The organism is Paenibacillus canaveralius (assembly GCF_047238265.1).
GTDB lineage: Bacteria > Bacillota > Bacilli > Paenibacillales > NBRC-103111 > Paenibacillus_F.
This window is the reverse complement of record NZ_JBDFMM010000001.1, coordinates 2,033,451-2,047,039: the sequence shown is the minus strand read 5'-3', so window position 1 is coordinate 2,047,039 and position 13,589 is coordinate 2,033,451. Positions and strand designations below refer to the sequence as shown.

The following is a 13,589-nucleotide window of genomic DNA, read 5'->3' as shown; positions in this document are numbered from 1 at the left end:
GGGTTAACGTTTGACGAGATCTTCCCGGACCGGCGTAAAGCAGTCCAGCAGAACGCTCGCCTCAAGCGCTTTCGCGCCGTGTCTGGCGTGTGGGGGAATGCAGACCGATTCCCCCGCCCCGATGACCTTTTTTACACCGTCGATCGTAAATTCCATCCGTCCTTTCATGCAGTACGACAGACTGCTCGTGAGGATGAGCGTGCTCATCCCCCTCCGCCCCCGGCTCAAAGTGGACTTCCATCAGCATCAGCGACTCTCCCGGCTGCATGATTTTGCGCTTAACCCTGGGTTCCGCGTCTTCCCATACGTTAATATTGCTCATCGTCTGTGTCCTCCTTGTGTGCGTCTCAGTTCCAGTTCCCGTTTACGGTCGCCGGATAATACCGGCAGTCCTGACAGTATCGGTAATTCCGGTAGTTTTGGTAGTTCCCGCAATTCCGGCAGTATCAGCAGTTTCGGTAGTTCACGTAGTTCACATAGTTCACATAGTTCACATAGTTCACGTAGTTCCGGTAGTTCCGGTAGTTCCCACAGTTCCCACAGTTCCGGGCAGTTCCCGCATGACCCGCAGCCCTTCCCGGCCTCCCGCGTGACTTTGTTCTAGAAAGCTTTCTGCACATCGATTTTCCTCGTCTTCCCGTTATCCGTAAAATAAAGCGAAAACACGAAGCCTTGGTCGTCCATAAAATACGACACGTAGCGGTCCTCTTCTCCCGGTTTTTTCGGCACGAGAAGCGTCACAAGGCGGTGGGAAACCGCCGGAGAAGACTCCGCCTTCAAATGCCACTGACGGGGAAGGCCCTCGATTTCCTTTTCGTCCACGCCGGAAAATTCATGGCTCTGGATAAGCCTCAGCTCGCCTGACGAGCAGAATACGAAGCGTCCATCCAGCGAAGCTTTTCTCCCGGTCACCCGGAAGGACTGCTCCCCCAATTCCATCTCGTTCATGGCGTGGTACAGCCATTCGATTTTACCGGGACGGTTCAGGTCGACGGAATCCACCACAACGAAATAGCTGTGGTCCACAAAATAAATCTCCCGCTCCACCCGCTTCACGTAAGGCACCTGCTCCAGATAAGCGGCGGTCACATCCATCTTCACGTAACTTCCGTTCCTGTCCCGCTTCGCCTCTACGACCGTGCCCGATGCGGCCATATTAAGCGATTTGTCCGTGTCCGCGTATTGTCCCGCCCCGTCGATCAGCAGGCTGTTTTTGGAAACCGTCTGCCTCCGCCAATTGCGGTGCATCGTGCTGTTAAACGCGACATAATACCCGGTCTCCACCGCGAGCGCTTCCCCGAACGCATGGATATAAAAAGCACCCTGGTCCGCGTGACTATGGCTCACGGAGCCATACTTGCTGGCCTTCGTCAGCAGCATGATCTGCTCTCCGGGGTCATCCATCCGGTGATGCATCGCCACCCAGCCGACATCGCGGAACCATTTCAGCTCTTCCGCATCCGCCGGCGCTTCCGCCCCTATCTGCGGGTACGCCTCCATGTACACGAGCTCGTCGAAGCGGAAATCCCACCAGCCGTGATTGTGGAACTGCTTCGCCGCTTCAGGGTCTGTCTCTCTGATTTTTTCGTAATACCACTGGTACCGGCCGTCGCCCGTTACACCCGCCAGGTGGCGCATGTTGTAGCCCGTTTTAGCGCCGATCTTCCCGCCCAGGCTTGAATTGTCGCCGAAGGTCGTGCGTGTGGAAGCGTTGGGATTATAGACATACAGCGGAAAATCTCCGGTTTTGTGAAAAAAGGGCCGGTCGAACAAGCTGAGTTCCGTATAGCCGCGAATCCATTCGATCGCTTCCAGCAGGGCCGCCATTCCGGTCGTCCAGTAATGGGGGCCTTCCGCCCACCCTCCGTCCTCGCCGCCCCAGGGCGTGTACAAAGTCCAGAAATACTCCAGGGTGTAATGAAGCCACTCTTCCGCTTCCGATTCTTCATGCAGAAGCGAGATGCAGCACGGCGTAAGCACGGACGAGAGCGACCGGACCGCATGACTGTCGTAAGGCACCTGGTGAATCTTGGACCGCCGGATCGCATGGACCGCCACCTGCCGGGTGCGGGCGGCCAGGCTCTGCTTCACCTGTTCTCTTTCCCCGTCGTCCAGCTCGCCGTACAGCCAGTCGTAGCCCCAGGCGAGCGCTCCCCCCATGCGGAAAGCGGCTTCGTCGTTATAGTCCCGGCCCGTAGGCCCGTCAGGGTCCCAGGAAGCGGCGGCCAGCAGCCAGTCTTTCGCCCGGTGAAGCAGACGGGAATCGTCCAGCACCTTTCCGGCAATGCTCAGGTGGCGGATTGCGTACAACATTTCCTGGCAGGTGACGTAAGATTGCCTCCAGAGTTCCACCGTCCGCCGGTTTCCCGGATAGGGCGCCGGTTCCTCATGGGGCTCCCGCTCCGCCCAAGGCAGAACCGACAGCTCGTAGAACTGCTTCCAGCCGGTCCCCTCGGGGTCGGCGGCGACTCTGTCCCGGTAGCGGGTGATCCCCTCTTCGCCTTGCAGCCATAACCGGGGTCTTGCGTAACCGCTTTCCTTAAATCGTTCGGCTTTGGCCGGTAGCGGAGTTTCCGGCACATTTTCCGGCACCGAAAATGAACGCGTGACGCTCCATTCGGACGCGCGCTTATCGTTCTCATACAGCGCATACCGCCAATAATACGTGCCGGGGGCGAAACTTTTTTCCGGCGTAAAAAAATTATAGGCAACCGGAGCATACGTCCGGGAAAGCTCTGCGGGGAAATCGTCCCGTCCCGAAATTTCCAGCACATAACAATCTTGCTCAAGTCTGGCGGGAATCCATGTAAAACGAGGCGGATTTTCAATCACCTTCGTCTGCGCGTCAGGCCTATATTGAACCGTCAGCACGCCGCTGCGGGGTTGGTACAAAGATTTGCTCATGTCGTCGCTCCCTCCGGTGGTCAGCCATTATGCCGCCGCTTCACATCTTGACCTGCTTTCATCTTCCTCTGTATCCAGTATAAAAGTGTTTGCCTCCCGTCTGAATAGAGTCAATTAAGATCGAGTTGTGCTTTTTTACGATTGGGGGCTGCCAAGCAACTCCTTAAAAAAAACCATATTTTTCTAAAGTGTCTCTCTGCTATAGTGAAGGTGTTTTTAAACCACTCTGCGAAAGTGAGGTGTTTCGGACCATGAACGCTTTTTCCGCCAACTCAAAAAAGCTGCTGGCCGTCCTGGCCGCCGCTCTCGTTCTGCCTCAGCCTCTGCTGACGCCGCCGGCAGCCCAGGCCCGGGAGCAGGCGCAGCGGGCCGTGCAAACCGTATCGGCCGCATCCGTTCAGACGGCAAACCCGACAGCGGCGGCAAGCTCCGAAGTAAGCGGCAGGGAAGCATCCAAAGCCGTCGACGGAGACGCCGCCACCTACTGGCAGCCGTCCGGCGCCGACCGCGAGGATATGAACGTGTGGCTTTCGGTCGATCTGGGTCAAAGTACACCCGTTAACAAAGCGGTGTTTTCCCTTAACCGGGCGGATAACCTGGCCTCGTATGCCATCGAGTATTCGTCCGACGGCCTGACATGGCATACCGCCTGCTCCCGGAACCAGCCGCCGAGCAAAGATGAGAGCGCTTACTTTGAAGAAGTTACGGCCCGCTATTTCCGGCTTAATCTGACCCTCGGCAAAAACCTGAATGTGAATGTGTTCGACTTTCGGCTTATGAAGGATGTGAATAGTGAAAATCCCGTGCCCAGCGACCTGAAACGCATCTATTTCGCAAACGACGCCGGTCAGGAAATTCCGATTAACGGAGAACTGACCCTTCAGAAAGACGCCGTAAAAACGTTAAACGTGAAAGGCGTCACCTCTTCCGGAAGCATCGTCCCTCTGCCCGGTCCGGCGGTAAGCTGGATTTCCGCCGCCAAAAGCATCGAAATCAGTCCGGCCGGTACGGTCAAAGCGCTCAAAACCGGCGCTGCGATGGTCAATGCCGAAGTCACCGTAAACGGAGCGAAAATCAAATCCCCCGACTTCTGGATTGTCGTAGAAGACCCCGCCGAATTCGAGGGGGAAGCGTTCATCGCCGGAACGAGCCTGTCCCATCCCACGCTCCGCACCGAGATCGGCCAGCCCGCGATTCTCGCAGCCGGCGAAGCCCTCCCCGCCATCGGGATCCGGGCCAACACGGCTCTGACGCTGAGCGGGGAAGTGCGGCTGAACGGCAGTCCCGCTGCGGGAATCACGCTCCCGGTTACCGCTTTCGGCAAAGGCCAGCGGCAGACGGTGCCGTTAACCGGACAAAGCACGGGCCCCGGCCTCTACGAAATCCGGCTGACGTTCTCGTCGCCCGGCAGACCGGATTACCACGATACCTTCTCGTTCACCGTGCCGGACGAGACGAAAACGGCCGGGACGCAGAGCAGCATCGCCTATCTGGGCGGGGACGGAAAGATGACATACGTCCCGGATTTCAAGGGCAACCGGATTCTTGATTTCTCCGGCAGCGGCTATAAAGGCGGCGGGGTCCCGATCCCGAACGTCCAGGCGAAGGCGGTCGTTTCACCTGGGGAGGGCGACGATACCCGCCGCATCCAGGACGCGATAGACGCGGTATCGCAGATGCCGCCCGGACCAGACGGCTTCCGGGGTGCCGTTTTGCTGACGAGAGGCAAGTTCGAAGTGTCCGGCACCCTGAAAATTACCGCCGGCGGCGTCGTCCTGCGGGGTGAAGGCCGGGATGAAGGCGGCACGCTCATTCTCGGAACAGGCGCCACGGCCCGTAATCTCGTCGAAATCGGCGGCACATCCGGCGTTGTGACGGATAATGCCTCGAAAACGACGGTAACGGACCTGTACGTTCCGTCCGGCGCGGTTTCTTTTCACGTGGCGGATGCAAGCGCCTTTAAAGCCGGAGACAAGGTCGTCGTCCGCCGGATCGGCAACAGCCGGTTTATCCATGAGATCGGGATGGATCACATTTATATGCGGCCCGGACAGGGAGGTACGCAGCAGTGGAGCGCGTTCAACCTCGATTTCGACCGGACAATCATCAAGGTGGAAGGCAGCCGGATCACCCTCGATGTGCCTCTGGCCAATTCCATCGATTTGAAATGGGGCGGCGGCGAGCTGTACAAATACACCGATGCGGGGCGGATCGAGCAGGTCGGCGTGGAAAACATGCGCGTCGATTCCGAATTCGACAAGAGCATTATCGATACCGTCATGGATAACGGAAAAACGGACCCGTACTATGCCGACGAGAATCATGCGGAACGATTCGTCGTTTTTAACAGCGTGAAGAACGGGTGGCTGCGCGAAGTGACCACAACCCATCTCTCCTACGCCACGGCTCTGGTCGGCCGCCAGGCGAAATGGATCACTGTCCAGGACACGACGACACTGGACATGGTCAGCATTATCACGGGAGGCCGCCGGTACGCCATCCATTTCCAGGGCCAGCAGAGCCTCGCCCAGCGCAACCACGTCGAGACGTCCCGCCATGCTTTCGTCGTAGACAGCCGGGTGCAGGGACCGAACGTCTTCCTGGACGGAACGACGGACAAAAATTTCAACACAAGCGAGCCGCACCACAAATGGTCGGCAGGCGGCTTGTACGACAATATCCAGGCGCCGATCTCGATACGCGACCGGGCATGGCTCGGAAGCGGCCACGGCTGGTCGGGCGCGAACTATGTGACGTGGAACACGGAAGGCGCGCTTACCTCGCAGCAGCCTCCGACCGCGCAGAACTACGCCATCGGCCACGTCGGGACCGTGGTGCCCGGACTCGTGCCGAGCACCTACGATCCCAGACCGCGCAGCGAAGCGTTCTGGGAGTCCACCGGCGCCCACGTGACGCCGGTCAGCTTGTATAAGCAGCAGCTTCTGGAGAGAAAAGGCCCGGACGCGCTGCAGTTTATTTCCCGGCTTCCGCTGCCGTCCGGTTCGCTGAATCAGCCGTAAGGCAGCGCGCCGTTTCTTCTCCGGAAGTAAGCGTACGGCAGGCGGCCGAGCGCCGTCAGCGGGCGGCCGGACAACTCCTCCGCCGAGCCATTGGCCGAGCAGTGGCCAAGCGTGGCAGCGGAACCGGAGGCCATGCGGCTGAGTACCAACGACGCCTGCCGAGGCGGAACGGGCGGCCGTGCAGTTGAGTACCGGCGACGCCTGCCGAGGCGGGACGGGAGGGGGCTGTCACACCGCCATATGCCCGCCCGGGCATCCACAGAACACCCCCGCGCACACTAAAAAGCAGCCGTAGCGATACGGCTGCTTTGTCATGCATACAAACATCCTCGGTCCGGTGTGCCTTGTATAAAACCTTCCAGCCTGCCCGTTATAACCGGCATCACAGTGCAATAGGCATCCGCGCGCTCCTGCGTGACCGGAAAGCTCTTCCCGCCTAGCGCTCTCTGTTCTTTTCGATATCCAGAATCGGCAGCTTGTCGCCCTGCCCGCCGCATTTGCTGAGCTGGATCCCATAACTCTCAGAAGTTTCGATTTTTTCAATGGAGGCGCACTTGTACGTTTGCTTCTGTTTGGGCGAGCTGTACCCATCCCTCGTATTGTCTACCGTCCACGTAATCTGTGTCCCGTCCGTATGGACATCGTGTATCCACGGGCCGCTGTCAATCGTCGGTGAAATCACCATCAGATAATCTCCCTGATCCCGGTTGAACCGGTCTACGAGCTCGTCCAGCCTGTTCATATCCCGCTGATCGAGATTCACAAGAATGCCGGGGTTCGCTCCAACCGCTGAAGGCTGGAACCAGTGAGCCTTGACCGCGACATAAGGCATAAATCCGGCTAGAAATGCCGCCCCCATTAAAACAATCGCAAGCTTTTTGTTCATGGAATTGCTCTCTCCTTCACTCCGTTTCCCGAATCCGGTCATGTCCGCTCCTACCCTGATGCTGTCCGCCGGTTTGGCGTTTCACGATGTTTCCGCCTATATCCTAATCCAGCAAAACCGGTTTGGCGGGGTTCTCGGCCATTTCGAACATGGTAAGCAGCTGGGCCTCCGTGTTTCTCTCCGCCGACAGTTCGGGCAGCTCCTCTTTTCCGAAAAAAGCCGCCTCGCTCGTTTCGAGCCCTCCTTGTATCTCGCCCCCGGTAACGGTGCAGAGCACAAAAAATTTGTACACGTGATATGGAGATTCCGGATGATCGTGAAATTTTTTATCGAATACGGCCAGCAGCCTCTCCGCTTTCACTTCCAGTCCGGCCTCCTCTTTGACTTCCTTCACCGCCACTTCCGAAGGCGACAGCCCGATGTCCGCCCAGCCTCCCGGCAGCGACCAGGCCCCGTCCAGCTTCTCCCGCACAAGCACAAGCTTGCCTTCCCGGAAAACGACTGCGCGGATGTCCACTTTCGGGGTAGCGTACCCGGTTTCGTTCGCGAAAAGATCCCGGATTTTTTCCCGGTGAAGGTCCGTATACTCGCTCATGATCTCCACACTCAAATCCCGCAGCATTTCATACCGCTCCAGATCATACACATCCTTGCTGTAGGCAAGCCCGATTTGCGAAATCGCCTGAATCTGCTTGGCCCATTCCAGCCACTTGGCGCTCACGCTTGTATCCTCCCCGCTTCGTTCGTTTTATAAAAAAAGACGAGCACCGGTGATGAGGTGTCGTCTCGCAATTAGGTTTATTTTATCATGAGAGCTGTGCAAATAAAAACAAGTATTCTCTCCGCTTACTCCGTAACCCCCGAATTCATTTCCGGTTCGGCAGGCTGCTTAGCGGGTTCTTCCGCGTCGTTTTCCGGTATCCACCAGTCGTCCCAGGTGCCGTGAACATGATACCAGGTGATTCCTGCGGGAGACTGCCACTTTTCGAAAGCTTTAACAGTCTGCGGGACAAAATAGCCCTTCGGATTGTGAATGCGGCTCCAGTCGGGGTATTTATACGTTGTCGTGCGGGACGTGAGCGGAACTTCTTCGTCCGTCGGAATAATACCGGCAGGCCGCACTTTAAGCGCCAGTCCCGGATTGACCCATACTGCACCGGATTCCGTCCGGATATGCACCCATTCCAGTTCTCCGTCCTTCCACGTTTCAAAAGCGTCATAGCTGCCCGGCGCGACTTCCGAATAATTTTCATCGTCGTAATAGGTCGGCTTTCCGAATCCTTTGCCGCCGGTCGGCAGTTCCGCTTTTCCCGTCGTTTCCTGAACACCGGCCAGCTCGCCCTCGGGCAAAATCCAGCGTTCCCCTTCCGGAAGGGAAACTTTATACCACGTCGGACTGCCGTCGCCGATCGTAGGCGGAAGCTCCCACACGGCCGTTACCGGATATCTGCCGGATTTGAGCGTTCCGGTTTTGGCTGAACCCGTGTAAGGCAGTTCAAAGCTGTCCGTCTCTTTAAAAAGATCGATGGTAGTCGAGATCGCTTTTTCCCGGATAGCCTCCTTATAGAAGCTGTTGTAGATCCACTTCTCTCCCAGCCATGTCCGGATGCGGTAAAATTTTGCCTTCCGGGGAGGTCCGAAATCCGCTTCGTCCCATTCAATCGTTCCCGTTACCGTTACCTGCTGCGGGGATAGGACCGTTCCGCCCGCCTTTTCTTGCAGCGGTTCGTCGTACAGCTCCTGTTTATCCACGAGAGTGATCGTCGCGCTCTCGGCCCTGTACGTACCGGGAACGAGCGTTTCCGGATCGGCCTTGATCCATTTCTCCCCCTGCCACGTTTCGATAAGATATCCCTTTTCTTCCGTATGATCCTCCATGCTCCAACCGCTGTCTCTCTTCGTAATATGAACGGTTTGAAGAGGAGCCAGGCTTCCCGCAGGCTTCGTGAACGCTTCGTCGTCGTAGATTGCCGTCTCCCGGATCAGCGTGACGTCCCACGGAACGTTTACGATCATCGCGTTCGTCCGTGCGGGAGCCAGAATGGAGGCGGAACTTGCGAGCAGCAGGAAAGCCGTGCCAGACATGAGCCACTTTTTCAACGGGTTTCCTCCTTCGTCAACGAATAGTTAGTCGGGGTTAAAAAGCACCTGAAACCACCGGGGTCCCAGATGCTTTCAACAGGATGCGCAGCGTTTTAGCTGCAGGGCGGGCCGCGCCCTATACGGCCTTCAGCAGATAGACCCTCGCCTCATAAGGACGAAGCTGAAGCTCCGCGTCCAAACCGCTCGTCTCGCTTCCTTCCCCGACGGGGTAGTTGGCGATCAGCAGCTCACCGCCGCCTCCTGCCAGAAGCGGGTAAGGGCTCGCGAAAGAAGCCGTTTCTCCGGTAAAGTTGAGTATAACGAACAGCCTGTCGTTACCGAGCGTGCGCGTGTACGCGTAAATGCGCTCATCATCCTCGGCCACGATTTCGTAGCTGCCGTACACGATAACCGGGTGGATTTTGCGGAGTGCGATCAGCTTCCGGTAATAGTGAAAAATAGAGTCCGCATCGGCCAAAGCCGCTTCCGCGTTAATCTCCGTATAGTTCGGATTGACGTGAAGCCAAGGCGTGCCGGTCGTAAAGCCGGCGTGCTCTTCCGCATTCCACTGCATGGGAGTCCGTGCGTTATCCCGCCCTTTGACGCGGATCGCGTTCATGACCTCTTCGTGATTGCCGCCGCCTTCGGTGACGCGCTCCCGGTACATGTTCAGCGTCTCGACGTCCCGGCAGTCCTCGATCCCTTTGAACGGCACGTTCGTCATGCCAAGCTCTTCGCCCTGATAAATGTAGGGCGTTCCTTCCAGCGTATGAAGGAAAGTCGCCAGCATTTTGGCCGATTCCACGCGGTATTCGCGGTCATTGCCGAACCGGGACACCATTCTCGGCTGGTCATGGTTGTTCAGGTACAAGCTGTTCCAAGCGCGGCCGTGCAGGCCCGTCTGCCAGCGGCCGATCGCCGCTTTCAGATCCTTCAGCTTCCAGGCGCACGGGTCCCATTTGCCGCCCCAGCCGCTGTCCAGCTCCATATGCTCGAACTGGAACACCATGTTCAGCTCGCTGCCGTCCGTATTCGCGTAACGGGCCGCGTCATCGGGAGTTACACCGGGCGTTTCGCCGACCGTCATAATGTCGTAACGGGACAGCACCTTCTCGTTCATTTCCCGCAAAAACTCATGAACCCTCGGGCCGTTCATAAAGTAATCGCCGCCCCAGGCATATCTATCCCCACCGGCGCTGGGAAGACCTTCCGCCTTGGAAATCATGTTGATGACGTCCATGCGGAATCCGTCGATCCCCTTATTGAGCCACCACGTCATCATGTCGTAGACTTCCTCGCGCACCTTCGGGTTCTCCCAGTTTAAATCCGGCTGTTTGCGGCTGAACAAATGAAGGTAATACTCCCCGGTCGCCTCGTCATACTCCCAAGCCGGGCCGCTGAAGATGCTCGTCCAGTTGTTCGGCTCGCGGCCGTCACGGCCGGGCCTCCAAATGTAATAATCCCGGTAGGGATTGTCTTTGGAGGAGCGCGATTCGAGGAACCAGGCATGCTCGTCCGACGAGTGGTTCACGACGAGATCCATGATGAGCTTCATGCCGCGGCCGTGCACTTCCGCGAGCAGCTTTTCCCAGTCGGCCATCGTTCCGAAGTCGTCCATGATCTCGCGGTAATCGCTGATGTCGTAGCCGTTGTCGTCATTAGGCGATTGATAGACCGGCGACAGCCAGATCACGTCGACGCCGAGCTCTTTCAAGTAATCCAGCTTGGAAATAATCCCGGGGATATCGCCGATCCCGTCCCCGTTGCTGTCTTTAAAGCTGCGGGGGTAAATTTGGTAGACGACGCTTTCCTTCCACCAGGCTTTGCCTCCGGGGCCCCCGCCTTCGTCTTCGCCCGCTTCGCTTGCAGCCGCTGCTTGCGGCCGGGCGGGAGTACGCTGGCTTGCGGCCGGCGACGCTTCCCTCAACTGGGCCGCATGAGCCGCGGCGACCCGGAGCTGAGCTTCCTGTTCGGTGCGCCGCCGCTCTTCTTCCTGCCAGGCTCTCTGGCGCTCTTTGACGGTGTCCGCCGCCTCCCGGATCAGCTCCTGGTACAGCGACTTGTACTGCAGAGCCGATTTTTTCCAGCTGAAATCGGTTTTCTTGATGTTGGCCATCAGGTTGCGCCAGGCATCCTGGTCATGATGATAGAAATGCACCGCTCGTCTGATCGTATGCAGCATATCGTGCGCGTTGTACGAGCTGAAGCTGAACCCCGTGCCTTCCCCGGTAAATTCGTTGTAAGGCTGGACCGTATCCTTCAAGCCGCCCGTCTCGCGGACGATCGGCACCGTCCGGTAGCGCATCGCGATAAGCTGACCGATTCCGCAGGGTTCGAAAAGCGAAGGCATCAGGAAGAGATCCGAGCCCGCGTATACTTGACGGGCCAGCCCGTCGTCGAACGCGATGTAGGCCGCCAGCTTGTCGGGATGCCGGGATGCCGCTTCGCGGAAGAGTTGCTCGTATTCGTGATCCCCCGTCCCCACGATCACCCATTGGGCATCCAGGGACAGCAACTCCGGCAGCACGTGGCGGATCAGATCGATGCCCTTCTGCTGCACCAGCCGGGTCACCAGCGAAATAACCGGCACGTCGTCGCGCACCGGCAGCCCCAGCCGCTGCTGAAGATGCGTTTTATTCAGCCGCTTTTTGGACAAAGCATCCCGGTACGTGACAGCCAGATGGGAATCCGTCATCGGATTGAAAAGATCATAGTCGATGCCGTTGACGATACCCACTGTCGCATCGCTCCGGTAGCGGAGCAGGCTGTCCATATGCTCACCGAAGAACGGCGTGCGGATTTCCTCCGCGTAAGCCGGGCTTACCGCCGTAATCCGGTCGGAATACAGCAGTCCGCCTTTCAGGAAGCTGCCGCCGTCGTACATTTCCAGCTGTTCCCCGCTGAAATAACCGGCGTCCAGACCGAACAGATCCATCATCGTTTCTTTGGAAAACAGCCCCTGATAACGCAGGTTGTGTATCGTAATGACCGTTTTGATATCTTCATAGAACGGATAGTAAGGACTATACTGCGTTTTCAGCAAAACCGGAATCATTCCGGCCTGCCAGTCGTGGCAGTGAATGACATCGGGTTTAAAGCCCAGGTGCGGAAGCGAGTCGATTACGGCCCGGCAGTAAAACGCGAATCTTTCGGCGTCGTCGCCGTATCCGTAATGCCCGCTTCTGCGGAAATAAAACTCGTTGTCCACGAAATAAAACGTGACGCCTTCGTGCTCCAAGGTTTGTATGCCGCAGTACTGCGAGCGCCAGCCCAAGTTCACGCTGAACGTGACGAGGTTCGCCGTCTCCATCTTGTCTTTGAATACTTGAGGGATCTCGTCATACTTGGGCAGAATGACCCGGACATCCGCTCCGTTGCGTTTAAGTTCTTTGGGCAGGGACCCGATTACGTCACCCAGTCCGCCCGTCTTGGCGAAAGGTGCCGCTTCCGAAGCCGCAAACAAAATGTTCATGCACGTCTCCACTCCCGTCTTCTGAATTTCTTCTGAGTTTCTATTGGCAAAAAGCCAAACCGGAACCGCTCGGCGGCGTCCGGTTACGGCTTTTGATTGTCGGAATACGTTTTAGATGACCTTCATTTTGGCCGCGATAAACGGCGCTCTCATATCGCCGGTCAATACGCGTCCCCGGCTGATAAACACGTCTTTGTCGAGAATGGCGTTCTCGATCACGACATTTTCTTCGATGGAGCAGTTCTGCAGGATAATGCTGTTTTTGACGACGGCACCCTTGCTGATTTTTACCCCACGGGACAAAATGCTGTTATCGACCTTGCCTTCAATAACGCAACCGTTGGCGATCAGGGAATTGCGCACATTCGCATTAGCCTCATACCGGGCAGGCGGCTCGTCTTTTACCTTCGTGTAGATAAGATCCTTGCGGAAGAACAGTTCCCGCAGCACGGACGGGTCCAACAGCTCCATGCTGTGCCGGTAATAGCCCTGGATCGAGTTCACGATCCCCAGATACCCGTCATGACGGTAGCCGACCACGTTCAGTTTGTCGACGTTCTTCATAATGCCGTCTCGGACCAGATGGTCGTAGCCCTGAGCCAGGCACGTCTCCACCATATCGAGCAGCAGCGACTTGCTCATAATATACATTTCCATGGACACGTTGTCCGTACGAAGACGTCCGGTCTGATCTTCGATGACCGTCACTCTGCCGTCCGGACGTATCGCAAGGCGGCGGTAGCTTCCCGAGTATTCTTCTTCCGCTTCTTTATAAATGACGGTAACATCCGCTCTCATATCTTCATGGTAGCGGACCGCGTCTTCATAATTCATGTTGCAGACCATGTGGCTGCGTCCGATGATGACCAGCTCTTCCCGGCCCCGGTAGAAATAATCGCGGTGGGAGTAGAATTGGAACAAATCTCCCCGCGACATGCCCGCCGGGTCGTCCTGGACGGACGGCAGCACGAACAGGCCGCCTCTCTTGCGGTCGAGATCCCATTCCTTGCCGGAACCCAGATGGTCCATCAGGGAACGGTATTTGTGCTGGGTAAACACCGCCACGTTGCCGATTGAGGAATTCACCATATTGGATAAAACAAAATCGATAAGCCGGTACCGGCCTCCGAAAGGAACCGAAGCGGCACAGCGGTGAAGCGTAAGTTCTTCCAGATCGTCCGGCTCGTTCACCAGATTGATAACGCCCATTACATGCTTCATGCTA

At 57.3% G+C, this 13,589-nt stretch carries 7 protein-coding genes and 2 pseudogenes; 1 reads left to right on the top strand and 8 read right to left on the bottom strand.

The genetic code is table 11. The annotated features are described in order from the left end of the window. Positions 1-3 precede the first annotated feature (3 nt). Together ABC395_RS09630 and ABC395_RS09625 are read right to left on the bottom strand one after the other, a co-directional pair. Positions 4-322: pseudogene (locus ABC395_RS09630) on the bottom strand (cupin domain-containing protein). Positions 323-600: 278 nt separating this feature from the next. Next, positions 601-2,904 carry a heparinase II/III domain-containing protein gene (locus tag ABC395_RS09625; RefSeq protein WP_413002535.1) on the bottom strand — a complete coding sequence of 768 codons (2,304 nt, stop codon included), beginning with the start codon at positions 2,902-2,904 and terminating at the stop codon, positions 601-603. Between the two features lie 251 nt (positions 2,905-3,155). Here ABC395_RS09625 and ABC395_RS09620 point away from each other — a divergent pair, with 251 nt between their 5' ends. Next, the gene (locus tag ABC395_RS09620; protein WP_413002533.1) at positions 3,156-5,924 is read left to right on the top strand and encodes a discoidin domain-containing protein; all 2,769 of its coding nucleotides are present in this window, start codon (positions 3,156-3,158) and stop codon (positions 5,922-5,924) included. A 436-nt stretch (positions 5,925-6,360) separates the two neighbouring features. Here ABC395_RS09620 and ABC395_RS09615 read toward each other — a convergent pair whose 3' ends face one another. The 6 genes and pseudogenes from ABC395_RS09615 to glgD all read right to left on the bottom strand — a co-directional run bounded on the left by ABC395_RS09615 (position 6,361) and on the right by glgD (position 13,585). After that, positions 6,361-6,810 (bottom strand): hypothetical protein, encoded by a 450-nt coding sequence (locus ABC395_RS09615; RefSeq protein ID WP_413002532.1) that lies wholly within the window; start codon positions 6,808-6,810, stop codon positions 6,361-6,363. A 103-nt stretch (positions 6,811-6,913) separates the two neighbouring features. Continuing rightward, positions 6,914-7,531 carry an NUDIX hydrolase gene (locus ABC395_RS09610; protein WP_413002530.1) on the bottom strand — a complete coding sequence of 206 codons (618 nt, stop codon included), beginning with the start codon at positions 7,529-7,531 and terminating at the stop codon, positions 6,914-6,916. 125 nt (positions 7,532-7,656) lie between these two features. Continuing rightward, entirely contained in the window at positions 7,657-8,910 is a 1,254-nt protein-coding gene (locus tag ABC395_RS09605) for a hypothetical protein (RefSeq protein ID WP_413002529.1), read from the bottom strand. 118 nt (positions 8,911-9,028) lie between these two features. After that, a complete protein-coding gene (locus tag ABC395_RS09600; RefSeq protein ID WP_413006715.1) occupies positions 9,029-10,819 on the bottom strand; it encodes a glycoside hydrolase family 13 protein in 1,791 nt (596 codons plus the stop codon). A gap of 123 nt (positions 10,820-10,942) precedes the next feature. Beyond that, positions 10,943-12,364, bottom strand: a pseudogene (glgA, locus tag ABC395_RS09595) (glycogen synthase GlgA); the annotation flags it as partial. Positions 12,365-12,475: 111 nt separating this feature from the next. Next, a complete protein-coding gene (glgD, locus tag ABC395_RS09590; protein ID WP_413002527.1) occupies positions 12,476-13,585 on the bottom strand; it encodes a glucose-1-phosphate adenylyltransferase subunit GlgD in 1,110 nt (369 codons plus the stop codon). Positions 13,586-13,589 lie beyond the last annotated feature (4 nt).

Bases quoted from the DNA above. Each gene is read 5' to 3' on its own strand.
- glgD (WP_413002527.1), bottom strand. From the start codon at position 13,585: ATGAAGCATGTAATGGGCGTTATCAATCTGGTGAACGAGCCGGACGAT.
- ABC395_RS09615 (WP_413002532.1), bottom strand. From the start codon at position 6,810: ATGAACAAAAAGCTTGCGATTGTTTTAATGGGGGCGGCATTTCTAGCC.
- ABC395_RS09620 (WP_413002533.1), top strand. From the start codon at position 3,156: ATGAACGCTTTTTCCGCCAACTCAAAAAAGCTGCTGGCCGTCCTGGCC.
- ABC395_RS09625 (WP_413002535.1), bottom strand. From the start codon at position 2,904: ATGAGCAAATCTTTGTACCAACCCCGCAGCGGCGTGCTGACGGTTCAA.